20 protein-coding genes are annotated in these 24,182 nt (G+C 66.4%); 15 read left to right on the forward strand and 5 right to left on the reverse strand.

Translation table 11 applies throughout. The features are described 5' to 3' along the window. The 5 genes from AC0KWY_RS07640 to guaD are packed head-to-tail and all read left to right on the forward strand — an operon-like array spanning nt 1 to nt 6,225. Nucleotides 1–1,542 (forward strand): ABC transporter ATP-binding protein, encoded by a 1,542-nt coding sequence (locus tag AC0KWY_RS07640; RefSeq protein WP_474029034.1) that lies wholly within the window; start codon nt 1–3, stop codon nt 1,540–1,542. Then, the gene (locus AC0KWY_RS07645; protein ID WP_474029035.1) at nt 1,529–2,587 is read left to right on the forward strand and encodes an ABC transporter permease; all 1,059 of its coding nucleotides are present in this window, start codon (nt 1,529–1,531) and stop codon (nt 2,585–2,587) included. The genes AC0KWY_RS07640 and AC0KWY_RS07645 overlap by 14 nt, the downstream gene beginning before the upstream one ends. A 12-nt stretch (nt 2,588–2,599) precedes the next feature. Then, on the forward strand, nt 2,600–3,520 hold the full coding sequence (locus AC0KWY_RS07650; RefSeq protein ID WP_474029036.1) for an ABC transporter permease: 921 nt from the start codon (nt 2,600–2,602) through the stop codon (nt 3,518–3,520). Between the two features lie 7 nt (nt 3,521–3,527). Continuing rightward, nucleotides 3,528–4,901: an 8-oxoguanine deaminase gene (locus AC0KWY_RS07655; protein WP_474029037.1), complete on the forward strand. Its 1,374-nt coding sequence runs from the start codon at nt 3,528–3,530 to the stop codon at nt 4,899–4,901. 1 nt (nt 4,902) lies between these two features. Further along, nucleotides 4,903–6,225 (forward strand): guanine deaminase, encoded by a 1,323-nt coding sequence (guaD, locus tag AC0KWY_RS07660; RefSeq protein WP_474029038.1) that lies wholly within the window; start codon nt 4,903–4,905, stop codon nt 6,223–6,225. Between the two features lie 97 nt (nt 6,226–6,322). Here guaD and AC0KWY_RS07665 read toward each other — a convergent pair whose 3' ends face one another. Next, nucleotides 6,323–8,308: an ATP-binding protein gene (locus tag AC0KWY_RS07665; RefSeq protein WP_474029039.1), complete on the reverse strand. Its 1,986-nt coding sequence runs from the start codon at nt 8,306–8,308 to the stop codon at nt 6,323–6,325. Nucleotides 8,309–8,624: 316 nt separating this feature from the next. Between AC0KWY_RS07665 and AC0KWY_RS07670 the strand changes: the two genes are divergently transcribed. The 5 genes from AC0KWY_RS07670 to AC0KWY_RS07690 are packed head-to-tail and all read left to right on the forward strand — an operon-like array spanning nt 8,625 to nt 15,632. After that, the gene (locus AC0KWY_RS07670) at nt 8,625–9,929 is read left to right on the forward strand and encodes a hypothetical protein (RefSeq protein ID WP_474029040.1); all 1,305 of its coding nucleotides are present in this window, start codon (nt 8,625–8,627) and stop codon (nt 9,927–9,929) included. 16 nt (nt 9,930–9,945) lie between these two features. Then, the gene (locus AC0KWY_RS07675; RefSeq protein ID WP_474029041.1) at nt 9,946–12,819 is read left to right on the forward strand and encodes a WG repeat-containing protein; all 2,874 of its coding nucleotides are present in this window, start codon (nt 9,946–9,948) and stop codon (nt 12,817–12,819) included. Between the two features lie 7 nt (nt 12,820–12,826). Then, the gene (locus AC0KWY_RS07680) at nt 12,827–13,759 is read left to right on the forward strand and encodes a 2-hydroxyacid dehydrogenase (protein WP_474029042.1); all 933 of its coding nucleotides are present in this window, start codon (nt 12,827–12,829) and stop codon (nt 13,757–13,759) included. Next, nucleotides 13,756–14,418: a hypothetical protein gene (locus AC0KWY_RS07685; RefSeq protein ID WP_474029043.1), complete on the forward strand. Its 663-nt coding sequence runs from the start codon at nt 13,756–13,758 to the stop codon at nt 14,416–14,418. The genes AC0KWY_RS07680 and AC0KWY_RS07685 overlap by 4 nt, the downstream gene beginning before the upstream one ends. After that, entirely contained in the window at nt 14,415–15,632 is a 1,218-nt protein-coding gene (locus tag AC0KWY_RS07690; RefSeq protein ID WP_474029044.1) for a hypothetical protein, read from the forward strand. Before AC0KWY_RS07685 ends, AC0KWY_RS07690 begins: the two co-directional genes overlap by 4 nt. Nucleotides 15,633–15,689: 57 nt before the next feature. On the opposite strand, the gene AC0KWY_RS07695 is transcribed toward AC0KWY_RS07690, so the two are convergent. After that, nucleotides 15,690–16,883: an MFS transporter gene (locus AC0KWY_RS07695; protein WP_474029045.1), complete on the reverse strand. Its 1,194-nt coding sequence runs from the start codon at nt 16,881–16,883 to the stop codon at nt 15,690–15,692. A gap of 97 nt (nt 16,884–16,980) precedes the next feature. Between AC0KWY_RS07695 and AC0KWY_RS07700 the strand changes: the two genes are divergently transcribed. Continuing rightward, complete coding sequence (locus AC0KWY_RS07700; RefSeq protein WP_474029046.1) at nt 16,981–17,937, forward strand: LysR family transcriptional regulator; 957 nt, start codon at nt 16,981–16,983, stop codon at nt 17,935–17,937. Between the two features lie 44 nt (nt 17,938–17,981). Here the strand turns inward: AC0KWY_RS07700 and AC0KWY_RS07705 are convergent, their stop codons facing one another. The 3 genes from AC0KWY_RS07705 to AC0KWY_RS07715 are packed head-to-tail and all read right to left on the reverse strand — an operon-like array spanning nt 17,982 to nt 20,635. Continuing rightward, nucleotides 17,982–18,758 carry an ABC transporter permease gene (locus AC0KWY_RS07705; RefSeq protein ID WP_474029047.1) on the reverse strand — a complete coding sequence of 259 codons (777 nt, stop codon included), beginning with the start codon at nt 18,756–18,758 and terminating at the stop codon, nt 17,982–17,984. A 9-nt stretch (nt 18,759–18,767) separates the two neighbouring features. Then, a complete protein-coding gene (locus AC0KWY_RS07710) occupies nt 18,768–19,547 on the reverse strand; it encodes an ABC transporter ATP-binding protein (RefSeq protein ID WP_474029048.1) in 780 nt (259 codons plus the stop codon). Nucleotides 19,548–19,606: 59 nt separating this feature from the next. After that, nucleotides 19,607–20,635, reverse strand: coding sequence for an ABC transporter substrate-binding protein (locus AC0KWY_RS07715; protein WP_474029049.1), 1,029 nt, complete (start codon nt 20,633–20,635; stop codon nt 19,607–19,609). Nucleotides 20,636–21,030: 395 nt separating this feature from the next. Here AC0KWY_RS07715 and AC0KWY_RS07720 point away from each other — a divergent pair, with 395 nt between their 5' ends. The 4 genes from AC0KWY_RS07720 (at nt 21,031) to AC0KWY_RS07735 (ending at nt 24,146) form a co-directional block, all read left to right on the forward strand. Further along, complete coding sequence (locus AC0KWY_RS07720; protein ID WP_474029050.1) at nt 21,031–21,873, forward strand: hypothetical protein; 843 nt, start codon at nt 21,031–21,033, stop codon at nt 21,871–21,873. Between the two features lie 399 nt (nt 21,874–22,272). Beyond that, on the forward strand, nt 22,273–22,668 hold the full coding sequence (locus AC0KWY_RS07725; protein ID WP_474029051.1) for a hypothetical protein: 396 nt from the start codon (nt 22,273–22,275) through the stop codon (nt 22,666–22,668). 72 nt (nt 22,669–22,740) lie between these two features. Beyond that, nucleotides 22,741–23,001: a hypothetical protein gene (locus tag AC0KWY_RS07730; protein ID WP_474029052.1), complete on the forward strand. Its 261-nt coding sequence runs from the start codon at nt 22,741–22,743 to the stop codon at nt 22,999–23,001. A 287-nt stretch (nt 23,002–23,288) separates the two neighbouring features. Next, a complete protein-coding gene (locus AC0KWY_RS07735) occupies nt 23,289–24,146 on the forward strand; it encodes a bestrophin-like domain (RefSeq protein ID WP_474029053.1) in 858 nt (285 codons plus the stop codon). Nucleotides 24,147–24,182 lie beyond the last annotated feature (36 nt).

The raw sequence follows: 24,182 nt of genomic DNA on the forward strand, positions 1-24,182 counted from the left end.
ATGAGCCCGCCCGAACCCCGCCTGAAGCTGTTGCACATCAGCAAGCGCTACCCGAGCGTCGTCGCCAACGACGATATCAGCCTGACCGTGATGCCCGGTGAAATCCACGCCATCCTGGGCGAGAACGGCGCCGGCAAAAGCACGCTGATGAAGATCATCTACGGCGTGGTCAAGGCCGACAGCGGCGAAATGCTCTGGGACGGCCGCCAGGTCGTCATTGCCAACCCGGCGCAGGCGCGCAAGCTGGGCATCGGCATGGTGTTCCAGCATTTCTCGCTGTTCGAGACGCTGAGCGTGGTCGAGAACATCGCGCTGGTCCTCGATGAACCCTTCGACCTCGCCGGGCTGGCGGTGCGGGTCAAGGAAGTTTCCGAGCGCTACGGCCTGCCGCTCGACCCGCACCGGCTGGTGCATAGCCTGTCGGTCGGCGAACGGCAGCGGGTCGAGATCGTCCGCTGCCTGCTGCAGGACCCGAAGCTCTTGATCCTCGACGAGCCGACCTCGGTGCTCACCCCGCAGGCGGTACAGAAGCTGTTCGAGACCTTGCGCCGACTGGCGTCCGAAGGCGTCTCCATTCTCTACATCAGCCACAAGCTGCACGAAATAAAGTCGCTGTGCGACAGCGCGACGATCATGCGCGGCGGCAAGGTGACCGGCGACGCGATCCCGCGCGAGGAAACGCCGGCCTCGCTGGCGCGCCTGATGATCGGCCGCGAACTGCCGGTCTGCGAGGCGCCGCCCTACCACGGCCCGGTCCATCCGGTACTGCAGGTCGAGCGCCTCAGCCTCGCTTCCGACGATCCTTTCGGCACTTCGCTGCACAACGTCTCGCTGACCGTGAACGCTGGCGAAATCGTCGGCATCGCCGGTATTTCCGGCAACGGCCAGGCCGAACTGCTGGCCGCGCTGTCCGGCGAGACGACGGTGGACCGCGAAGCCATCTGGCTGGCCGGCGAAGCCATCGGCCATCTCGACGCCGGCCGGCGGCGCGACCGGGGGCTGGTCTTCGTCCCCGAGGAGCGGCTGGGGCGCGGCGCGGTACCGGCGCTGCCGCTGGATCGCAATGCGCTGCTCACTGGCCACCGCCAGGGCATGAAACGCTGGGGGCTGGTCGCCTTCGACAAAGCGCAGGCCTTCGCCGAACAGTGCATCGCCCGCTTCGACGTCCGCTGCGGCGGGCCGGGCGCCGCCGCCCGCTCGCTGTCGGGCGGCAACCTGCAGAAATTCATCGTCGGCCGCGAGATCATGCTGGCGCCCAAGCTGATGATCGTCGCCCAGCCGACCTGGGGCGTCGATGTCGGCGCCTCGGCCTTCCTGCGCCAGACGCTGCTCGACCTTTCGCGCACCGGCGTCGCCATCCTGGTCATTTCCGAGGAGCTTGAAGAGTTGTTCGAAATCAGCGACCGCATCGCCGTCCTCGCCGCCGGTCGCCTGTCGGCGCCGCAGCCGCGCGAGCAGGCCGATGCCGAGTCGGTCGGCCTGCAGATGGCCGGCCTGTTCAACGAAGGCAACGCAGCGGAGACCAGCCATGCACCTGCTTGAACCCCGCGCCCAGCCGTCGCAAGTCATGCGCTGGACGGCGCCGCTGATCGCCATCGCCGCCACGCTGCTGGTCGGCTCGCTGCTGTTCGAGGCGCTCGGCAAATCGCCGCTCGAATCCTTCCATGTCTTCTTCGTCGAACCGCTGACCACCGGCTACGGCTGGAGCGAACTGCTGATCAAGGCCTGCCCGCTGATCCTCATCGCCCAGGGCCTGGCCATCGGCTTCAAGGCGCGCATCTACAACATCGGCGCCGAAGGCCAGTTGATCGTCGGCGCGCTGTGCGGCGGCGGCATCGGCATCGCCTACGGCGACACCGGCGGCGCCTGGGTGCTGCCGGCGATGGTCGTCGCCGGCGCCATCGGCGGCGCGCTGTGGGGCGCCATCCCGGCGCTGCTCAAGACGCGCTTCAACGCCGAGGAAACGCTGACCACGCTGATGCTGACCTACGTCGCCAGCCACCTGCTGTCGTACCTGATGCACGGCCCGTGGCGCGACCCGGAGGGGATGAACTTCCCGCAATCGGTGATGTTCGGCGACGCGGCGCTGTTCGGCCTGCTGGCCGAGGGTTTGCGGATCAACAGTTCGCTGTGGATCGTCATTTTCGCGGTGCTCGCCTTCTGGCTGTTCAACGCCCGGAGCTTTCTCGCCTACCGCCTCGAAGTCGGTGGCCAGGCGCCGGCCGCCGCGCGTTACGCCGGTTTTCCGACCAAGCAGACGGTGTGGTTCAGCCTGGTCATTTCCGGGATGACCGCCGGCCTCGCCGGGGTCGGCGAGATCGCCGGGCCGGTCGGCCAGTTGAACCTCAACATCTCGCCCGGCTACGGCTTCGCGGCGATCATCGTCGCCTACCTCGGCCGCCTGCACCCGCTCGGCATCGTGCTCGCCGGCAGCCTGATGGCGCTGATCTACCTGGGCGGCGAAGCGGCGCAACTGAGCCTGCAGATGCCGGCGGCGATCACCGGCATCTTCCAGGGCATGCTGCTCTTCTTCCTGCTCGGCGCCGACGCCTTCATCGACAACCGCCTGCGCCGCCGCGCCCGCTGACCGGAGACCGCGATGCTCGACTACCTGCCCCTGATCCTCGCCGGCACCCTCGCCGCCGCCACCCCGCTGATCTTCGCCGGCCTCGGCGAACTGGTCGCCGAACGCAGCGGCGTCATCAACCTCGGCGTCGAAGGCATGATGCTGATCGGCGCCATTGCCGGCTTCGCCGCCGCCGCCGAAACCGGCCTCGGTGTCGTCGCCGGGCTGCCGGCCGGCGCCCTGGCCGGCGCCGCGGCGGCCGCCGTGTTCGGTTTCTTCGCCCTGTCACTGGCCGCCAACCAGGCCGCCTGCGGGCTGGCCCTGACCATCTTCGGCATCGGCCTCTCCGCTTTCATCGGCCAGCACTACGTCAGCTACAGCCTGCCCGGGCTGCAGCCGATTGCCATCCCGCTGCTCAGCGACATCCCGCTGCTCGGCCCGGCGCTGTTCAAGCAGGACTGGGTGGTTTACCTGTCGCTCGTCGCCTTCGCGCTGGTCGCCTGGACCCTGGCAAAAACCCGCCTCGGCCTGCTGCTCAAGGCGGTCGGCGAAGCGCCGGACGCCGCCCACGCCATCGGCTACCCGGTGATCGCCATCCGCTACGGCGCGGTGATCTTCGGCGGCGCCATGGCCGGCATCGCCGGCGCCTACCTGAGTACGGTCTATACGCCGTTGTGGGTCCAGAACATGAGCGCCGGGCGCGGCTGGATCGCCGTCGCGCTGGTCGTCTTCGCCACCTGGAAGCCGACCCGGCTGATGCTCGGCGCCTACCTGTTCGGCTTCGTCACCATCCTGCAGTTCCACGCCCAAGGCCTCGGCATCGAGGTGCCGGTGCAGGTGCTGGCGGCGCTGCCTTACCTGGCGACCATCGTCGTCCTGGTGCTGATCTCGCGCGACCGCAAACTGCTGCAACTGAACCTGCCGGCCTCGCTCGGCAAACCCTTCCTGCCCTGAGTTTGCGATGACCACCCTGCTCCTCAAGGACGCCGACGTCCTCGTTACGATGGACGCTGCCCGCCGCGAAATTCCCGGCGGCGGCGTCTTCATCCGCGACGGGGTGATCGAGGCGGTCGGCCCCGGCGATCAACTGCCAAGCGACGCCGACCGGGTGATTTCTCTGGCCGGCACGGTCGCCCTGCCCGGCCTGGTGAACACCCACCACCACATGTACCAGAGCCTGACCCGCGCCATCCCCGGCGCGCAGGACGCCGAGCTGTTCGGCTGGCTGCGCCGGCTGTACCCGATCTGGGCCGGGCTGACGCCGGAAATGATCCGCGTGTCGACGCTGACCGCGATGGCCGAGCTGATCCTCTCCGGCTGCACCACGTCGAGCGATCATCTCTACCTCTACCCGAACGGCAGCCGCCTCGACGACAGCATCGAAGCCGCCGCGACCATCGGCATGCGTTTCCACGCCGCGCGCGGCAGCATGAGCGTCGGCGAAAGCCAGGGCGGCCTGCCGCCGGATCGCCTTGTCGAAAACGAAGCGGCCATCCTCAAGGACACCCAGCGCCTGATCGAAACCTGGCACGACCCGAAGCGCCACGCCATGCAGCGCATCGTCGTCGCCCCCTGCTCGCCGTTCTCGGTCAGCCGCGAACTGATGCGCGACGCCGCCGAACTGGCGCGCAGCTACGGGCGCAGTTATGGTATTTCGCTGCATACGCATCTCGCCGAAAACGACAACGACGTCGCCTACAGCCGCGAGAAGTTCGGCATGACGCCGGCCGAATACGCCGAATCGCTCGGCTGGGTCGGCCACGACGTCTGGCACGCCCACTGCGTCAAGCTCGACACGCCGGGCATAGCGCTCTTTGCGCGCAGCGGCACCGGCGTCGCCCACTGCCCGTGCTCGAACATGCGCCTGGCCTCCGGCATCGCGCCGATCCCGGCGCTGCGCGCGGCCGGCGTCAATGTTGGCCTCGGCGTCAACGGCTGCGCCTCGAACGACGCCGCCCACCTGCTCGGCGAAGCGCGCCAGGCAATGCTGCTCGCCCGCGTCGGCCATGGCCCCGCCGCAATGAGCGCCCGCCAGGCGCTGGAACTGGCGACGCTGGGCGGCGCCAAAGTGCTCAACCGCGACGACATCGGCGCGCTGGCCCCGGGCATGAGCGCCGACCTCGTCGCCTTCCCGACCGGCGGCCTCGACCTGGCCGGCGCCGCCGTGCACGACCCGGTCGCCGCGCTGGTCTTCTGCACGCCGCAAACGGTGCGCCATTCGATCATCAACGGCAAGGCGGTGGTCGCCGACGGCCACTTGCTGCCGCTCGACCTGCCGCCGCTGGTTGCCGAACACAACCGGCTGGCCCGGCAACTGGCCGACACCGCGCACTGACATGAACGCCACCCGCAATCAACTGGTCTTCGGCCGCGTCCTCCACTTCCTCGCCGACCCCGGCGAGCAGGACGCCGCCGACAGCTACGAGTACTTCCCCGACGGCGCGCTGTGGATCGTCGCCGGCCGCATCGCCGCCGCCGGCCCGCGCGCCACGGTCGAGGCCGGCATCGCGCCGGCCGAACGCGCCGCCGCCACGGTCATCGACTACGGCAACCAACTGATCCTGCCCGGCCTGGTCGACACCCACTGCCACTACCCGCAATCGGCGGTGATCGCCTCCTTCGGCCGGCAACTGCTCGACTGGCTCAACGACTACACCTTCCCGGCCGAAACCGCCTTCGCTGATCCGGAAGTCGCCGCCAGAACCGCCGATTACTTCCTCGACCGCCTGCTCGCCCACGGCACGACCACCGCCGCCGTCTTCTCGACCGTGCATGCCGGCTCGGTCGACGCCTTCATGGCCGGCGCCGAAAAACGCCGGCTGCGCATGTTGACCGGCAAGGTCATGATGGACCGCCACGCGCCGCCCGCGCTGTGCGACACCGTCGCCGACGCCGAGCGCGACTGCCTGGCGCTGATCGAGCGCTGGCACGGCAAAGGCCGGCTGCGCTACTGCGTGACGCCGCGCTTCGCGCCGACTTCGACCGCGGCGCAACTCAGCCTGGCCGGCGAGCTTTACCGGAGCAAACCGGACCTGCACGTGCAATCGCACCTGGCCGAAAACCTCGACGAGATCGCCTGGGTCAAGTCGCTGTTCCCCGAGGCGCGCGACTACCTCGACGTCTACGACCGCCACGGCTTGCTCGGCCCGCGCAGCATCTACGGCCACTGCATCCACCTGTCGCCGGCCGAAACCGCGCGCATGGCGGAAACCGGCACGGCCGCCGCCTTCTGCCCGACCTCCAACCTCTTCCTCGGCAGCGGCTTCTTCAACCACGCCGCCGCCGTCGCTAGCGGCATCCGCGTCGGCCTCGCCACCGACGTCGGCGGCGGCACCTCGTTCAGCATGCTGCGCACGCTCGACGAAGCCTACAAGGTCTCGCAAGTCCACCGCCGCCCGCTGCCGCCGCTGCGCGCCTGGTTCCTCGCCACCCTGGGCGGCGCCCGCGCGCTCTACCTCGACGACTGCATCGGCAACTTCGCCCCCGGCAGGGAAGCCGACTTCATCGTCCTCAACCCGCGCGCGACGCCGGAACTCGACTTCCGCCTGGAGAACACCGACGAACTGGCGGCCACGCTGTTCGCGCTGATGATCCTCGGCGACGAACGCTGCGTGACGGCGACGCATGTGCTGGGGGAAAGGGTCGCACCGCGAAGCTGAGCGGTTAGCCAAGCTGCGAATTGTCGCGCCAGCGGCGCGACGATTGCCTGCCCATCGCCGGCTTCTATCGGAGCCGGAAAGGCCGGCAGCAAGATCGCTACTCCCGGCAACTCCGCGTCAGCCAGTGGGCCAGGGTGAGGAACAGGCGCTCGGGGTCGACCGGTTTGCTGATGTGGTCGTCCATACCGGCGTCGAGGCAGGTCTTGCGGTCTTCGTCGAAGGCATTGGCGGTCATCGCCAGGATCGGCGTATGCCGGTTCATCTCGCCCTTGCGGATGATCCGGGTGGCGTCGAGGCCGTTCAGGTTGGGCATCTGCATGTCCATCAGGATCAGCCCGTAGGGACGGCGGCTCGCCAGTTCGACGGCGATCCGCCCGTCGCCGGCGAGATCGACGACGAAACCGGCGTCTTCGAGCAGGCAGCGCGACACCTCCTGGTTGATCGGCTCGTCTTCCGCCAGCAGCACCCGCACGCCGGCAAAATCCCGCCAGTGCGCCGCCGCCTCCGGCACGCCGGCTGCTGCTTCGGCGGCCGGCGCGACATGGCTTGCGCACTTTGCCAGCCATGCCGAAAAGCGGAAGGTGCTGCCCTGGCCGGGCACGCTTTCTACGCCGACCTCGCCCCCCATCAGGCGCACCAGTTGCTTGCAGATCGCCAGCCCCAGCCCGGAACCGCCGTACTTGCGGGTCATCGAGCTGTCAGCCTGTTCGAAGGCTTCGAACAGGCGTTGCTGCTCGGCCGGCGATATGCCGATGCCGGTATCTGCGACTTCGAAGCGTAGCTGCATCCGCTCGGCGTCTTCGGCAAGCGGGCGAACGCGCAGGGTGACGCCGCCGCTGGCCGTGAATTTGACCGCATTGCCGGTCAGGTTCAGCAACACCTGGCCGAGGCGCAGCGGATCGCCCCGGAAGGCCTGCCCGGCCAGGCCGTCGGCCATTTCGATGCGCAACTGCAGGCCTTTTTCGGCGACCCGCTCGGCCATCAGGCTGGTAATGTTCTCCAGCACTTCGCCGAGCCTGAACTCGATGTTCTCCAGCACCAGGCGCTCGGCTTCGATCTTCGACAGGTCGAGGATGTCGTTGATCACCCCGAGCAGGATCTTCGACGACTGCCTGGCCTTGAGCAATTGTTCGCGGACCTTGTCGTCACTGCTCCGTTTGAGGGCGAGGTCGAGCATGCCCATGATGCCGTTCATCGGCGTGCGCAATTCGTGGCTCATGTTGGCGAGAAACGAGCTCTTCGCCCGGCTCGCCGCCTCGGCCGCTTCCTTGGCCACGGAAAGCGCCGCCGTGCGCTCGCGGACCTGCGTTTCCAGGCGATCGCGATGCTGCAGCAGTTCCTGCCGCGCCGTCTCCCGCTCCCGCTCCCAGCGGGCCGACATCCGGGCGCCGAAGACGATGCCGGCCAGGCCGAGCAGCCAGATCAGGGCATGACTCAGGCCGAGCTGCCAGCGCGATTCGGCGATCCGCTCCAGATAGGGCGCCAGCGGCAGGTTGAGCCCGGTCGCGCCGCGCATGTCGCCCTTCTTGTAACCGAGGATGGCGTGGCATTTCTCGCAGCCATCTTCCATGTACATGGCGCGCAGGTAGCGCAGGTAAGGCTGTCCTTCGATTTCGGTGGTTTCCCAGATCTCGTTCCGCTCGCCGCGGCTGAAGGCTTCGAGCTGCCGGCGCTCCCAGTCGTCCGGCGCATTGCCGGGATTGAGGTACTTGAGGCCGGTGATCCGCCCGCGGATGCCATACGACTCGGCATACAGATCCATCATCTGGCGCAGCATCGACGCCGGATTGAGCAGGGTCAGCTGGCGACCGTCGGTCGTCGTGACGTCGCGGCCGGGCACATGCGACAGCCAGGGCACCGATTTCTGGGTTTCGGTGAGCGGCACATAAACGCCGCCGTGATGCGTCGCCCAGCGGCGGAAGGTGATGTCCTTGTTGAGGTTGGCGCGCGCTTCGGCATAGGCCATCGACATCGCCTGGTTGCTGACCTGGTGCAGATTCCAGGCGAGCGAAAGGAGCAGCACGACAGTCCATATGACCGCGGTCAGGATCGACAAACGCAGCGTCGGCTTTCCGAAAACCATCGGGATACCACCCCTGAATTCTGACCAAGTGGATGATTCCATAAGAATACACCCTCTTCGCCGATGAATTCCCCCTTTCAAAACCGACCGCTCACGCCGTACCGATCACATCTGGCAAGCGGCGATACGGCGTTTGGTCAGGCAGCAAGCGGCGCCGACTCCAGCACTAAGGCATGGAAATCCGGCCCAAGGCGGGAAATTCGATCCAGGTGGAATACTGTCGCGGCAAGGCAAATATTCATTGCGATTTTCATCCGGCATGGACAGAATCACCGCCTTTCCGAAAATCCATGACATGGAAATCCCAAGAAACCTCATGACATCCGAAAATTCGCATCCCCGGGGTTTCAGGCCGTCTCCCCGCCGCATCTCCCGGGCCTGGCCGGGCTTCCTGGCAATCCTGCCCGCCTGCCTGCTGTCGATCCCCGCCCATGCGGATTCGAGCGAATGGCTGAATTTCCCGATGTATTCGCGCGATACCGCGCACGCCGTACATCTCAAGGCGCTCAAGCTGCGCCCGGACGGCCTGCTCGAATCGGCCTCGCGTTATCCCGGCCACAACAAGGAAAAGTGGTCGGCGCAGGAAAACGCGCTGGGCCAGCATGAATCCGAACAGCGGCTGATCGATTGCCAGACCGGCCTCCATTTCACTTACGAAACCCGCCTGCTGGCCGCGGACGGCAGCGTCGTCGCCAGTCGCGCCACGCCGCGGGACGATTTCGACGCCTGGAAGGCCGGCATCGAATCGCGTCTGCGCGAAGACCTGTCACTCGAAGCCTGGCCGGCCGGCAGCGAAATCTTTCTGGCCTGCGCCGCCCACGCCGACCCGACGCTGCTGCCGCGGCGTGCGGCCGAAGAGCGACGCCAGAACACCGCCACCATCCGCCCCGAACCGCTGCGCAAGGCGCTGGCGGAAGACGTCAGCCGACTCTGGCAGCAGGTCGCTTTCCGTCCGGCGCTCAAGACCTTCGCCAAGCCGCCTGCGAAAACCGCGCGCCAGATCTTCGCGGCCGTGCAAGGCCGCTTCGCCCAATGGCTGAAACCGTTCACTTTCACCGCCGTACCGGCGACGGCGAAGGCGAAGACGCCGCCAGCGGCACAAGCTGCCTTCCAATTGCTGGCCGCCACGCCGGACGGTCTGGTGCGTTACCGCCAGCCCGACGCCGCCTACTACGCCTATGCGGACGTCACCCCGCCGCTCAGCCGCGCCGCGCTGGAAAAGGTGGCCGGCCTGGAGGTCGTCCATCTGGCCCACTGCCAGCTCGGCCTCAGCCATCCCGAAGAGATCATCTGGCGCGACGCCGCAGGCAAGCCCCTGGCCCGGCAGGCGCCGCCCGTGGACGAACTACTGGCCCAACTGCGCCAGCGCGACAGCGGCGATAGCGAAGGCTTCAGGATCAATGTCAACGACCCCGCCGCCGCAGGCGGCGAGGCACAGGCGGTATGCCAGGCGGCGGCCCGCCTGTGCCAGGAAGAAACGCCGGCGCCAGCCGACGCCGCCGCCAGGCTGGCGGCAGTGAGTGCCGCCGACACTCCCGCAGCCGTGCTGCTGGCCGTCCGCCGAATCCAGCAAGCCGCCCGCGATCGATTCATTCCCAACTGCCAGATCGGCCGTTTCTGATTTCCGCCCCTTCCCCATGCGCCCCCTCCCCGTTGCCCGTCTCGTTTCCGTCCTGGCCCTCTGCGCCGCCTTCCCGCTCCACGCCGAATACGCCTGCAAGCTACCGCTGACCGAATATTCCGCCATCGCCGATCTCTGTCCGTACAGCGAAGGTCTCGCCGCGTTCTCGATCGCTGGCGCCTGGGGCTACCTCGACCGGCAAGGCCGGCCGGTGATCCCACCGACCTTCGACGAAACCCAAGGCTTCAGCGAAGGCCTGGCGCCGGCCGCCGTCGACGGGAAATGGGGTTACATCGACAGCACCGGACGCTGGGCGATCGCCCCGGCCTACCGGGAAGCCAGCCACTTCAGCGAAGGACTCGCCGTCGTCGAGAATGAAGATGGACAGAACGGCGTCATCGACCGCAACGGACGCTGGATCGTGCCGCCCGGCTACATGCTCATCGAGCCTTACGCGAACGGCTTGGCGCTGGCCCGTACCAAGGCGTGGCGACAGGAACTGCTCGACCGCCAGGGCCGTATCGTCCATCGCTTCGCCGACGACCTCGACATCGGCACCCAGGTCTGGCCCGGCCACTTCAAGGCGACGCAGAAATTCGCCCCGGAACTGCACCATGGCGATGGCCGCCGCCAGGCACTCGCCAGCGATTCTGCAGCCCGCGAGCACTGCGGCCGCCAGGCCTGTTTCAGCGAGGAAAAGGAAAACGACGAAACCCGCTATCGCCTGATCGATGGGCAAGGCCGGGAGATTGTCGATACCCGTTTTTCCGCAAGCTCGGACTTCAACCGCGGTCAAGCCACGGTGCGCGTCGGGAAAAGCTATGGCGTGATCGACGAGACGGGGAAATTTATCGTCCCGGCCCAGTTCGAGCGCATCGACGCCCTGCCCAACGGAATGTACCTGGCGATGCCCGAAGTCGAAGGCTCGACGCGCCACATTTTTGACCGCCAGGGTAAGGAGCGCTTGGTCCTGCAGTGCCAGTGGCCGAATTCCGAACAACACGGCGACTGGCTGGTGATCAGCGCCTGCAAGAGCCAGGTCTGGGTCTTCCACGCCGCTGGCCAGCAATTCGCCCTCGACCTCAGCCCGCCGCTGCCGGAGACAACCGGCGCCGAGGACGACACCGTGGTTTCGATACAGGTCAGCGCCCAGGCCGACCGCTTGCTCGTGCAGCGCCGTTATCCCAAGCCCGACAGCTACCTGGACGGCGTCCGCTTCGCGCTGCTGACCCCGGACAAGGTGCAATTGACCGACAGCTCGCCCGCCTTCGCCGGTCAATTCGACGGCATCGACCTGATCACCGACGAGCAGCATCCCCGCCGCGCCCTGAGCGAGCTGCCTGTCGCCCGCGTACACAAGAGCTACGAGACGCCCGGCATCGTCACGGCCGACGGCGCCATCATCAGCAAGCCGGACTGGCAATACGACCGCGATAGTGGCCGGGACTACAACGGCAGCCTGCCGCTGCGCGGGCCGCTGGTCATGAAAGCCAACGACAAGTTCGGCGCCATCACGGCCGCTGGCGCATGGGCGATCCCGCCGCGCTACGACAGCCTCGGCGACTTCATCGACGGCCTTGCCCTGGCCAGCAGCGACGACCAGCGACTGGCCATCGACAGCCGCGGCCGCAGCTGGCCGCTGCCCGAAGGACAACAATACCAGCGCCTGGGCAATGGTCTGCTGGCTTACCACGATGCCGACGGCGAAACCCGCTTCCTGCGCCTTGGCGACGACGGCGTAACCGACGTAGCCGGCCCGGAAGGCATCGAAGATCTGGGCGACACCGCCATTGCCGGTCTCGTTCCGGCGCGCCTGAAAAGCGGCTGGGGACTGCTCGACAGCGAACTCCGCTGGGTGCTGCCGCCGAGCGCCAGAGATCAGCCGGAACCCTTGTGGCACGGTGAAAACTTCCTCGGTTGGCGCTACCAGCTGCCGAGCGAACTCGCCTACCGGCAGCGTGGCGTCGTCGGCCTGCTGGCAGCGGACGGCAAGGAGCTACTGGCGCCGCGCTACGACAGCCTCGATGTTTTCCGGGACGCTGAAGAAGCGCTGATCGAAGTCGAGGAACACGCCGGCGGCGAAACCTACCGCGGCCTGTTCAGGCCCGACGGCAGCCAGTTCATCGCCCCGGCGCAGGCCAACATCCGCGCCCTCGGCGACGGCTGGTTCCTGGCCCAACCGCAGACCCTGACGGGCATCCTGGACAGCACCGGCCGCTGGGTTCTGGCGCCGGGCAGATACCGTCTCAGCGAACTCTCGCCCGCAGGCTACGCGCGGGAAACCGTCGCCGACGAGCCCGCCAACGTGCGCGGCGACGGCAGCATCTCGACCCCATCGCAACCGCTCGCCTGGCCGGAGGAAACGGCAGCTGCATGGCAAAAGACGGAAACCAAGATCGAGGGCGAAAGCGATCCGCTGCTCACCTATCGCGGTTTCGACTGGCAGCAGCGCCTGCAACTGCGCGGCGAAGCCTTGCACGATTTTGCCGAAGGCTGGACGGTACTCACCCGCCACTACCGGGAGCAGCGCTATCTCGCCAGCAGCGACGGGCGCCTGGTCGGCCCGCTGCCCTACGACGAGATCGAGCCGGTGAGCGGCGGTCTGGCCATGGTGGTCAAGACGCTGCCGGCCGGACCGCGCCAGCCCGAGGCGATACAGCGCATCGGTTTCATCGACACCCGGGGCAAGCTGGTGATTCCGCCGCGCTACGAAGCCGCCAGCAACTTCAGCGAAGGGCGCGCCGCGGTCGTCCTGCAGGGCAATCTCGGCCTGATTGACGAGCGGGGCAAGCTGCTGGTGCACGGCGGCTGGCGTTGCGGCACGCAAGCGGTCCTGCTCGACGGCCAGGGCAAGGCGATCTGGCCCGCCGGCAAGCCAAATTGCCGCTGAGGCCGCCATGCGCAAGAAAAACCTCGTGCTGTTTTCCGCCCGCGGCCGCGCCAGCCTGCCCGAGACGCTCGCCCGCCGGCTGGAGGCGGTGGCCGCCGTCGCTTACCGGACGACGCCGGAGCTGCTGTCCGACGCCGACCTTGTCGAACAATGCGCGCAGGCCGAGGTCGTCGGCCTGACCCGGCGCGCCTGCAAGGATTTCCACGCCGCTCTGGTGGACCGCCTGCCGCGCCTGCGCGGCCTCGCCGTCTATGCGACCGGCGACGAATGGCTGGACCGCCAGGCACTGGCCCGACGTCAGGTCGACGTCCGCCTGCTCCCCGACTATTCGGCGCAGAGCGTTGCCGAGCACGCTCTGGCGATGCTGCTCGGGCTGTCGCGCCGACTCCACCTGAGCGACCGGGTGGTGCGCGGCGAGCTGCCCGATTCGATCTCGCTGCGTGGCTGGGAACTGGCCGGCAAGAAGCTCGGCATCGTCGGTCTCGGCCGCATCGGCCGGCGCATCGCGCACCTGGCCGCCGCCTTCGGCATGGACATCCACTACTGCGACCCGGCCGTGCCGGCGGCGGACGGCTGGCGCGCGATGGCGCTCGGCGAGCTGCTGGCCTGCTGCCCGGTGGTGATGCTGGCGGCCAGCGTCGCGCGCGGCGCACCGCCGCTGATCGGCAGCGAGCAATTGCGGGCGATGCCGGCCGGCGGCTACCTGATCAACCCCTCGCGCCCGCAACTGGTAGACCACGACGCGGTCCGCGCCGCCATCGCCAGCGGCCACCTGGCCGGTTACGCGGTCGACGAGCGGGTCTTTTGCGCCGCCCAGCTGGCCGGGCTGGAAGCCGGCCGCATCCTGCAGACCGGGCACACCGCCTGGTATTCGAACGAGGCCATGGCGCGCGGCGCCGAGGCCTGGGTCAAGCATCTGATCGAACTCGCCCAAGCATGAACGACGTCACCCGCCGCCTGCGCCGCACCCTGCTGCTCGCCAGCAGCCTCCTGCCGCTGTCGATGACAGCAATCCTCATCGCCGGTCGCTGGCCGGAATACTGGAAGTGGATCGCCAGCGAGGACACGCCGATGACCTCGCTCGAAGTCGCGGTGATGTACACCTGCGCCCTCGCCGCCTGGGCCGCCGCCGCCATGCACCATCTGCGCGGCGCCGCCGATCCGGCGCGGCGCTGGCTGGTGCTCGGTGCCGGTTTCCTGTTCCTCTGCCTGGACGACCGCTTCGCCATCCACGAGCGGATTCGCGACCAGTTCCTGGCACCACACGCCATCAGCCTGCCCTTCCTGCCGCTCGGCCCGGGCGACTTCGTCCTGCTGCTCTACATGCTCGGCGGCCTGCTCGTCCTGCCCTGGCTGCTGCCGCTCTGGCGCCAGCATCCAGCGGCCCGCCGCCGCTTCCTGGCCGGCGTCGGCGTCGCCGCGCTGGCCGTACTGGTCGACGCCTGGGACATCCACCGCCTCGACCTCGCCGGCCAGCGCCTGCTACAGACCATCGAGGAATGCCTGGAACTCGCCGCCCAGGTGCTCTTCCTGCAAGGCATCCTGCTCGCCTGGCTGGCCGACGCGCAGGCCGGCGACGAACAGCGGGAAGCGCCATGAAACCCCATCTCGGCGCCGCCATTGTCGGCGGGCTGATGGCGCTGGTCATGCTTGGCATGCTGCTGCTCTTCAGCGGCGACAACGTGGCCGGCGTCTACCTGGCGGTCGGCGTCGCCATGGTGGTTCTCGCCCCGCTGGGCCTGATCGCCCTGCTGATGTCGATCGTCTATTTCAGACGCCGGGCGCCGGCCAAGGCCTACTGGTCGATCTGGGGACCGCCGCTGGCTGTACTGGCATGCCTGTGGCTGTACGGCCTCTTCGATGAGATCCGCCGCCACCGTTTCCACCAGGCGCACCCGAACATCGAGGAAGTTCATATCAATCTTTCCGGGCGCAGCCTGTGGCTGGACCCGGAAACCACTTCCGGCAGTTCAACCTTTTCAGGCGAACTGCCCGGCGCGCAGCCGGAAAGCTTTGCCCGCCTGACGCGTTACGTCTGGAACAACGACGACCTCGACCGACTATGGCCCTACGCCGGCAGCCGTCTGGTGGCCGATTTCGACAGCCTCGCCGTGCATTACGGTCACCCGGGAAATACGCTGGCAACCCGACTGCCGGTAGTCGTCGCCGCGCCTTACCCGGAAATTCCGAAACTATTCAACGGCAGACAGCCGAGCGCAAGCGATGAGGCAGCGCTGCTGACCTACCTCTACTTCCACTACGCCGACCGGGTCGAAGTGACGCCGGCGCTGCGCCTTTCCGGTTCGCAGGCGATGGATCAGTGGGGACGGAAAATCCCGCTCGTCGCCTTCCATCTCGCCAATCTGCACACCCTGCCCCTGGCCCGGCTGGAAATCGACGGCCAGGCGGTCAACCTCGGCGACCACGCCTTCACCAGCGAAAGCGCCGATGGCGCCTGTACCAGCCGCAATTACTCGGCATTTGCGATCAACGAACTGAGCGGGCCGCTGCGCGTGCGCTGGCAATTCGCCGAGGCGAACCCGCGCTGGCACGAAGCGCTGGCCCAGGTGCCGAAATTCTCTACGCCGTACCGACCGGCCGGCCGCGCCCACCTGACCGACGTCACCCTGTATTTCCAGGACGATGGCATCATCATCGCCGAGCGCTCACTGGAAATCGCCCAGGCGCAGCAGCGGCTGGCCCTGCTCACCACCGGCCCCGGCCTGCCGCTGCGCCGTCCGGCACCCTGCGGCGCGGCGGCCGACCGCTACACCGACGACGTCGAGATCAGGCGCGACCCGCCGCGCCCGTAAAACCAGGCCCCCCCGGCCCGGCGGCGGCGCCGCAAAGACTCGGCATCGACACCGGCTTCATGCCGCGCGCAGACGCACCCACAGCGCGCCAGCGGCGCTCAGCGTCGCCATCCCCATCACCGCCGCCCAGCCCCAACTGGCCAGCAACAGGCTGCCGAGGACCGCGCCGCTCGCCATGCCGGAGAACATCCCGACGAAGAGCACCGCGTTGAGCCGGCTGCGGGCGCCCGGATCGATCTGGTAAACCTGCGTCTGATGGGCGATCAGCGTCGCCTGCACGCCGAGGTCGAAGAGCACCGTGCCGATGGCCAGCAGCGTCAGTTGGGCCCCGCTCGGCGCCCACAGCCAGGCGGCGGTCAGGCCGGCAAAGGCGAGCGCCGTCAGCGCCGCCCCCAGGCGCGTCACCAAGCCGGGGCCGCGCCGATCCGCCAGGTGCCCGGCAAGCGGCGCGACCAGCGCGCCGGCCGCGCCAGCCAGGCCGAAAGCACCGGCGGCGGCGCTGCCGAGATGGAAGGGCTCGCCGTGCAGCATGACCGCCAGCGTCAACCAGAAGGCACTGAAGCTGAGCGCCAGCAGCCCCTGCGCCAGCGCCGCGCGGCGCAGCGGCGGATGGGCGCGCCACAGGCCGAGCAGCGACGCGAGCAAGGCGCCGTAGCTCAGGTTGGTCGCCGGCCGCGCCGCCTGCATGTGGCGCCAGGCGGTGTAGACGACGGCCAGGATGCTCAGCGCGGCAATCACGAACATGCTGCGCCAGCCGAACAGTTCGGCGACCACGCCGCTGACCACGCGCGACAGCAGGATGCCGAGCAACAGCCCGGTCATCACGGTGCCGACGACACGGCCGCGCTGTTCGGCGGAAGCCAGCGCGGCGGCGGCCGGCACGATGTCCTGCGCCAGCGTGGCGGCGAGGCCGACGATCAGGCTGGCCAGCAGCAGCAAGTGGATCGATGGCGCCAGCCCGGCCGCCAGCAGCGCCAGCAAGAGCACGCCGCTCTTGACCAGGATGATGCTCCGCCGGTCGTAGCGGTCGCCGAGCGGCGCCAGCAGCAGGATGCCGAGGGCGTAGCCGAGCTGGGTCAGCGTCGGCACCAGGCCGATGCTGCGGCTGGAAGCGCCGATGTCGGCGCCCAGCACGCCGAGCATGGGCTGGCTGTAGTACAAGGAGGCGACCGACAGGCCGGCACTCATTGCCAGCAACAGGATCAGTAGCGGCGTCAGGCCGGCGGCGGGGGAGTTCGGGGAAGCGGACATGATGGACTCGGTTTCAGGGATGACGAGACGACATGTTGATCATTCACAAATAGATTGTGTAGTGCATTGAAATGCAGATTTGTTATACATTGATCGCATGACAAAACCAGCCCAGCCAGCGCCGCTCGCCAGCGGCGACCGCATCGAACTGATGCAGACCTTCGTCCGCATCGTCGAAGCCGGCAGCCTGTCGGCCGCCGCCGAGCAGATGGGAACCACGCAGCCGACGATCAGCCGCCGCCTGCAGGCGCTCGAACGCTCGCTCGGCGTGCGCCTGCTGCAACGGACGACGCACCACATGGGCCTGACCCAGGACGGCGAGCGCTGCTACGAACGTGCCCGCGAACTGCTCGCCAGCTGGGCTTCGTTCGAGTCCGAGCTGCGCGGCGCCGACGACGCGCCGGAAGGCACGCTGCGCGTCATCGTCCCGCACGCCTTCGGGCAGGACCGGCTGATCGCCCCGCTCGCCGAATACCTCGGGCGCTATCCGGGGATGACCGTCGAATGGCTGCTGCACGACGACCGCAGCATCCAGGACTACATCGCCGCCGGCATCGACTGCGCGATCCAGGTCGGCGAGATCGGCGATCCGGGCCTGGTGGCGATCCGCCTCGGCGAGGTGCATCGCATTGCCGTCGCCGCACCGGCCGTCCTCGCCGGCCGACCGCTGCCGGTCGACGCCGGCGAACTGGCCGATCTGCCCTGGCTGGCGCTGCGCACCTATTACCGCAACGAGGTAGCGCTGAACCACGTCAGCAGCGGCAAGAAGCGGCGTTTCCCGATCACGCCGCGCTTCAGCACCGACAACCTGTACGCCCTGCGCAGCGCCATGCTGCGCGGCGTCGGCGCCGGCATCGCCTCGGCCTGGATGCTCGCCGACGACATCGCGCGCGGCGACCTGGTCCATCTGGCACCCGAGTGGCAGGCACAGCCGCTGCCGATCAGCCTGGTCTATCCCTACGCCCGCTTCTACCCGGCTCGCCTGCGCCGCTTCGTCGAAATCGTGCGCGCCAACGCGCCGGCAATTTTCGGCGAGTTCACCGCCCGGCCATGAAAAACGGCGCCCGCAGGCGCCGTCGTCGCGACAGTTGCCCAAGCTCAGCCCGGCGCGTTCGGGTTGCGGTGCGCCCAGCCGGTCAGGCGCTTCTCGGCCAGCGCGAAGAGTTCGTACATGACGACACCCATGACGCCGATGACGATCAGCCCGGCGAAGACGAGCGGCATGTTCATCGACGAGCTGGCCGACATCATCAGGTAGCCGATGCCGAGGTTGGAAGCCACCGTCTCCGAGATCACCGAGCCGACGAAGGCTAGCGTGATCGCCACCTTCAGCGAGGCGAAGAAGAAGGGCAAGGAACGCGGGATGCCGACCTTGACCAGGATCTGCCAGCGGCGGGCGCCAAGCGAACGCAGCACGTCTTCCAGTTCCGGCTCCAGCGTCGCCAGGCCGGTGGCGACGTTGACCACGACCGGGAAGAAGGAGATCAGGAAGGCGGTGAGGATGGCCGGGATGGTGCCGATGCCGAACCAGACGACGAGCACCGGCACGAAGGCGACCTTGGGAATGCTGTTGAAACCGACCAGCAGCGGATAGGTCGCCTTGTAGATGAGCGGCGAAGCACCGACCGCGAGGCCGAGCAGCATGCCGACGACGACGGCGAGGACGAAGCCGGCGAGCGTCGTCCATAGCGTCTGCAGCGCGTGCATCATGATCGGCCCGGCGTATTCGAGGCCGGAAGCCCAGATCGCGCTGGGCGCCGGCATCAGGTAGTCGGGAATCTTCAGGCCGCTGCAGATGATTTCCCAGACCAGGAAGATGGCGACGGTAAGCAGCCAGGGCGCAGCCTTGATGGCGGTGGACGTTTTGATGGCCATGGGGATTCCTCAGGATTCGCGGATGCGGCCGATGTGGTCGCGCAGTTCGTGCACGTAGGCGGCAAAGCTGTCGGTGTAGGTGACGTCGAGCGGGCGCGGACGCGGCAGGTCGATTTCCTTGCGCACCAGGATGCGGCCCGGGCGCTTGCTCATCACGTAGACGGTATCGGCGAGGAAGACCGCTTCGCGCAGGTCGTGAGTCACCAGGATGACGGTGAACGGCTTCTCCTGCCAGAGGTCGCGCAGCATGCACCAGAGTTCTTCGCGGGTGAAGGCGTCGAGCGCGCCGAAGGGCTCGTCGAGCATCAGCAGGCGCGGCTGGTGGATCAGTGCGCGGCAGATCGACGCCCGCTGCTGCATGCCGCCGGACAGTTCCCAGGGAAACTTGCTGCCGTAACCGACCAGCCCGACGCGGGCGAGCAGCGCTTCGGCGTCGGCGGTGTATTGCGCCTTTTCCTTCTTCAGGTTGCTGCGAAAGGGCTCGACGATCTCCAGCGGCAGCATCACGTTGTCCAGCGTGTTGCGCCAGGGCAGCAGGTTGGCGGCCTGGAAGGCCATGCCGACGATCTTCAGCGGCCCGCCGACCTCGCGGCCATCGACGAAGACGTAACCGTTGCTCGGCGGCTTGAGGCCGGAGACCAGCTTCATCAGCGTGGATTTGCCGCAGCCGGACGGACCGACGACGGCGACGAATTCGCCTTCGCGGATGTCCAGGCTGACATCCTCGATGGCGTTGGCGCCGCCCGGCGCGTAGGCCAGGCTGACGTTCTCGAACTTGACGAAAGACATGCGGATTCCCTATCGGTGACAGCGTCAACCGGCGGCGGCTGCCGCCGGCCCGGGGCGCCTTATTTGAGCGCGCGCTCGGCGGCCGCCGGCAGGAAGGCGGCGTTGAACAGGTCGGCGGCCTTCGGCGTCGTCGGCAGACCATAGGCTTCGACGGTTTCGGCCAGCGAGCGCTGCAGGCGGTCGGTGGTGACGGCACCGAGGCCGTTCGCCTTGACTTCCGCCGTGATCACGCTCGATTCGAGCGCCAGCTTGAGGCGGCGGGTTTCCAGCGCGACGTTGATCAGCGGATCGCGTTCCTTGACGTAGGCGATGGCGGCGTCCGGGTTGGCGATGGTTTCCTTGAGCGCCTTGTTGAAGGCGCGCAGCAGGCCGGCCACCGCCTTGGGCTGCTCGGCGAGCATCTTCGGGCTGGCGATGATCGCGTTGCCGTACAGCGAAACGCCGTAATCCGGGTACTTCAAGGCGACGATGTCGGCCGGCTTGACGCCGCGCGCTTCGAGGTTGAGCAGGCTGGTGAAGTAGAAACCGGTGATGCCATCGACGTCGCCGCGCGCCAGCAGGGTCTCGCGCAGCGCCGGTTCGACGGTCTGCCACTTGACGGCGTCAACCGCCAGCTTGTTCGACTTGGCGAAAGCCGGCCAGGCCTTGCGCCCGGCATCGAAGATCGGCGCCGCCAGGGTCTTGCCCACCAGATCGGCCGGCTTCGTGATGCCCGACTTCTTCAACACGAAGACGGCGGCCGGCGTCGCGTTGTACACCATGTAGACGGCCTGGATCTTCGAGCCCGGCGTCTTCGCGTCATGCTCGACCAGCGCGTTGAAGTCGGCAAAGCCCATTTCGTAGGCGCCGGTGGCAACGCGGGTGACGGCACCGGCCGAACCGGCACCGGAATCGATCTCGACATCGAGCCCTTCGGCGGCGAAGTAACCCTTGGCCTTGGCCATCAGGAAAGGCGCCGACGGCCCTTCGAAACGCCAGTCGAGCGTGAACTTGAGTTTCAGCGGCGCCTGGGCGAGCGCCGGCGCGGTCAAGCAGGCGAGGCCGGCGGCAAGCAGAAGGCGACGGCAGGCATTGAACGGAACGGACATGAAGGGTTCTCCTGAACGGTTTGTAATGACCGTCCTTAGGCAATCGCCGTGCCAAGCAGCAACACACTGTTTTAAAAGAAATTTTTACAAAGCCGGATTTTTCGGTCCGGTGCCGGAGTGCGCGGCGGGCGCTTTTTCCCGGATTTGGCGCAAAAACGCGCCTCAATTTGGTGCCAAGGGACCGGAAACGCCCCTGTGCTGTGCATGAAAAATGAATATTTCATACGAGACAATCCCATTATATTCAACAGGATATAAGAAACAGACTATATGGTTTTAGCGATACCGGGTATGCCGGATATGCGCGAGGCTTCCTGATAGATTTTGCCCATCGCTTGGCTGCTGCACCGCAACATCCAACGCGCACATGCCAATTCAAACCCGGAGGTTCAATCATGTTTGCCAAGAAGTCCATCGTCGCCGCCAGCGTCCTGCTCGCCGTCGGCATTACCGGCGCCAGCGCCGCCGACTGGAGCGACACCTACATCGGCTGGCGCTACGGCACCCAGTTCGGCGAGCCGTTCAACAAGAACGACATCAAGAAGAACATCTTCAACTTCGGCCACGTCAGCGGCTACAAGTACGGCACCAACTTCCTCAACGTTGACATGCTGCTCTCCGACGACAAGGATTCGCTCAACGGCAGCAGCGGCGCCCACGAAGCCTACGTCGTCTATCGCCACACCCTCGACTTCGGCAAGATCGCCGGCAAGCCGGAAATGTTCAAATGGGGCCCGCTGCGCGGCGTCGGTTTCACCGCCGGCTTCGACTACAACAACAAGTCGGGCGACAGCTACCAGTCGCGCAAGCGCATGCTGGTCGCCGGCCCGACGGTGATGTTCGACGTCCCCGGCTTCCTCAACGTCAGCGTCCTGCAACTGTGGGAAAGCAATGCCCCGCGCACCCATCCGCAACGCTACCACTACGACGCCCACCCCATGCTCAACGCCGCCTGGGGCATTCCGCTCGGCTCGCTGCCCCTCTCCTTCGAAGGCTACCTGAACTACATCGCGTCCAAGGGCAAGAACGAGTTCGGCGGCCCGACCAAGCCGGAAACCAACATCGACGCGATGATCATGTACGACGCCAGCAGCCTGGTCGGCGCCAAGGCCAAGACCTTCCGCGTCGGCCTGGAATACCAGTACTGGCGCAACAAGTTCGGCAACGACCACAAGGGCCCGGCCGGCGACGGCGCCTTCGCCAAGACGCCGATGGTGCGCGCCGAATACCACTTCTGATCGCTCGGCAAGTATCTGGAATACTGGCAGGCCGCCCGGTGGGCGGCCTGTTTGCGTTCACTCGCCGGAGATCGACGGAAAACTGAGCGGATGATCATCAGAGACAGCGCGAGGAACGACGGCAGACGGCCAAGGGCGGACCTTCAAGAATCTGCTTCATACCGGACATCGGCTCTGTCCGTATGATTGCTGATTGATAAGGAGACCGCCTTCGGATAATCTCTATGTCATTCAAAACCTTACGAGCGATCTAATCGTGTCCGTATTATTAGCAATCACCCGGACGTTTCTGCTCGTGAATAACTGTTAAACAGCAAGATGCGATCGCACCTCCTTGATCCCGTCGCGCACCATCCAGCTCTGCCTGCCGCGCAGGAACTCGCACGGTGCATCTACAGCTTGCACGAGGCAGGCGCGAGTTACACCGCAGAACTTCGACAGTTGGGGCTGCTGGTAGGTCGAATCATTTCCCCGCAGCAGGTCGTGGGCGCATTTGGGTCTATCGACCCGGAGACCTTTGCCCAAAAGTGTCTGGTCGATTGGCATGCACTTCCCGCGGACGCAACTGAGGCCGAGATGCTGGAGATGCTTCAGTTGGTCTGCGAGGCGAATGGCACCGAATTCCAAATCGAGTACTGGGTCGAGTGCTTGCGTGTAAACACTGGCGACGACCGCCTCAGCGATTTGATCTTTTGGCCGGATGAGTACTTCGGCAAGCCGACGACTAAAGACCTGTCCGCCGAGCAAATGCTTGAAGTTGCCTTGGGCCGAGCGGGGGGGGAACTTGCTGTTTAACCTGCCATTGGAGCGGACCGCCTGCGGCGTCCGCTCACTTTCACGTTGGACGTCACTGCAGGAATAGTTACCGTGGCCAGAAATCCGAAAGAATATGCTCTCTCTCACGGAGACCGAGTACACGAAATTGAAAGAAAATTTGGTGCATCAGCACTACAAGATATTCTTAGCCTGCTGGATCAGGTCGCCAATAAAAACGACAAAACGCTGGGTGCCATCGTCTTTCTAGCACGAGAAAAACATCCAGAGGATATTCCTTCGCTTATCCAACTCGCGAATGAGGATCTAGAAAGCTTGGTTAGCGCAGCAACCGTAAAAGATGAGAGAGGCTAATTGTGTTTCCTCAAACTTTTTCGGTTACGTCGAACATTCCCGTCGGCCTCCGACGGGGCTGCCCGCAAGCGGGCAGCCCCTTACCTATAACGTGCCTGAAAGGCTGCTTTCCCAAGTAGGCTATGGCCGCTTAGGGTCGATTCAAGCCGGTCAAGTACACGCGATTCGCTGGGCAACTGCCTGCGATTTCACACTGAGGGACTCGAAAGCCTCCTCTGCCCCACCCAAAGGACGCAACGCAAGCCAATCCGGTAGCGGGTATCGGCAGGCGGCACCCACCCCGTTGCGTGCATTCGCTCGACCAGGAAGACAACTGGTGCTGGCGCTTTCCAGCGCTCTTTCCATTATCCTTCGCATCTTTGTGCTGGAAGCTTCTCATGGGTAGTTGGCAAACCTACGATCAATACTGCTATGCCCTGCTGGCGGTGGTGGGAACCTTTGCGGCGGTGTACCTGATTCATCGAGCCATGCAACATCAGCCTTGGCATGCCACTCTGCACAGCTTGCGTGGGGTCGCACCACCCTTCATCAACATCATTGGGGTGTTGTTCGGCCTGACCCTGGCCTTCCTCGCCAACGATACCTGGAGCGCCCATGATCGTGCGATGAATGCGGTTTACCGGGAGGCCGACTCGTTGCGCACTATTGCCGCTTTGAGCGGTACGTTGGGGCAACCGGTGAAGGAACAGATACGCACCAGCCTTGCCGATTACGCACGCGCCATCGTGGATGAATGGCCTGCGCTAGCAGAACGCCAGACCAGCCGTTCGGTCATGCTCAAGGAAGATGCATTGTTGGCGCTACTGGCCAGCCCGCCGGTGGCGCAGGTTGCCGGAGCCAACCTGCAGGCTTTGATGTTGCAAAAAGCCATTGAAATACGAGATCTGCGGGACCAGCGCATCGCTCTGAGCCAAACCCACGTCAACCCATTGAAATGGCTGGGCATGGCGTTTCTCGGTCTTCTGACACTGCTGTCGATTGCCGTAATTCATGTCGATCAGCCGCGTGCCGCCCTCGTCGCGGTACTGCTTTTTGCCCTGGCGGCCGCACCAACCGCTGCCATCGTATTGATTCAGGGCAACCCCTTCCAGATGCCGACTTCGGTCACGCCAGCGCCCATCGCAAGCGTCCTTGCAGAGCTTTGACGATCCTGGCTTGACGCTCACCGGGGACAGGGCGCA

It is taken from the genome of Azonexus sp. MM2026_4, assembly GCF_055901855.1.

What these genes read in the sequence shown, in the direction of transcription:
- AC0KWY_RS07640 (WP_474029034.1), top strand. Translation starts at nt 1, where the DNA reads ATGAGCCCGCCCGAACCCCGCCTGAAGCTGTTGCACATCAGCAAGCGC.
- AC0KWY_RS07645 (WP_474029035.1), top strand. Translation starts at nt 1,529, where the DNA reads ATGCACCTGCTTGAACCCCGCGCCCAGCCGTCGCAAGTCATGCGCTGG.
- AC0KWY_RS07650 (WP_474029036.1), top strand. Translation starts at nt 2,600, where the DNA reads ATGCTCGACTACCTGCCCCTGATCCTCGCCGGCACCCTCGCCGCCGCC.
- AC0KWY_RS07655 (WP_474029037.1), top strand. Translation starts at nt 3,528, where the DNA reads ATGACCACCCTGCTCCTCAAGGACGCCGACGTCCTCGTTACGATGGAC.
- guaD (WP_474029038.1), top strand. Translation starts at nt 4,903, where the DNA reads ATGAACGCCACCCGCAATCAACTGGTCTTCGGCCGCGTCCTCCACTTC.
- AC0KWY_RS07665 (WP_474029039.1), bottom strand. Translation starts at nt 8,308, where the DNA reads ATGGTTTTCGGAAAGCCGACGCTGCGTTTGTCGATCCTGACCGCGGTC.
- AC0KWY_RS07670 (WP_474029040.1), top strand. Translation starts at nt 8,625, where the DNA reads ATGACATCCGAAAATTCGCATCCCCGGGGTTTCAGGCCGTCTCCCCGC.
- AC0KWY_RS07675 (WP_474029041.1), top strand. Translation starts at nt 9,946, where the DNA reads ATGCGCCCCCTCCCCGTTGCCCGTCTCGTTTCCGTCCTGGCCCTCTGC.
- AC0KWY_RS07680 (WP_474029042.1), top strand. Translation starts at nt 12,827, where the DNA reads ATGCGCAAGAAAAACCTCGTGCTGTTTTCCGCCCGCGGCCGCGCCAGC.
- AC0KWY_RS07685 (WP_474029043.1), top strand. Translation starts at nt 13,756, where the DNA reads ATGAACGACGTCACCCGCCGCCTGCGCCGCACCCTGCTGCTCGCCAGC.
- AC0KWY_RS07690 (WP_474029044.1), top strand. Translation starts at nt 14,415, where the DNA reads ATGAAACCCCATCTCGGCGCCGCCATTGTCGGCGGGCTGATGGCGCTG.
- AC0KWY_RS07695 (WP_474029045.1), bottom strand. Translation starts at nt 16,883, where the DNA reads ATGTCCGCTTCCCCGAACTCCCCCGCCGCCGGCCTGACGCCGCTACTG.
- AC0KWY_RS07700 (WP_474029046.1), top strand. Translation starts at nt 16,981, where the DNA reads ATGACAAAACCAGCCCAGCCAGCGCCGCTCGCCAGCGGCGACCGCATC.
- AC0KWY_RS07705 (WP_474029047.1), bottom strand. Translation starts at nt 18,758, where the DNA reads ATGGCCATCAAAACGTCCACCGCCATCAAGGCTGCGCCCTGGCTGCTT.
- AC0KWY_RS07710 (WP_474029048.1), bottom strand. Translation starts at nt 19,547, where the DNA reads ATGTCTTTCGTCAAGTTCGAGAACGTCAGCCTGGCCTACGCGCCGGGC.
- AC0KWY_RS07715 (WP_474029049.1), bottom strand. Translation starts at nt 20,635, where the DNA reads ATGTCCGTTCCGTTCAATGCCTGCCGTCGCCTTCTGCTTGCCGCCGGC.
- AC0KWY_RS07720 (WP_474029050.1), top strand. Translation starts at nt 21,031, where the DNA reads ATGTTTGCCAAGAAGTCCATCGTCGCCGCCAGCGTCCTGCTCGCCGTC.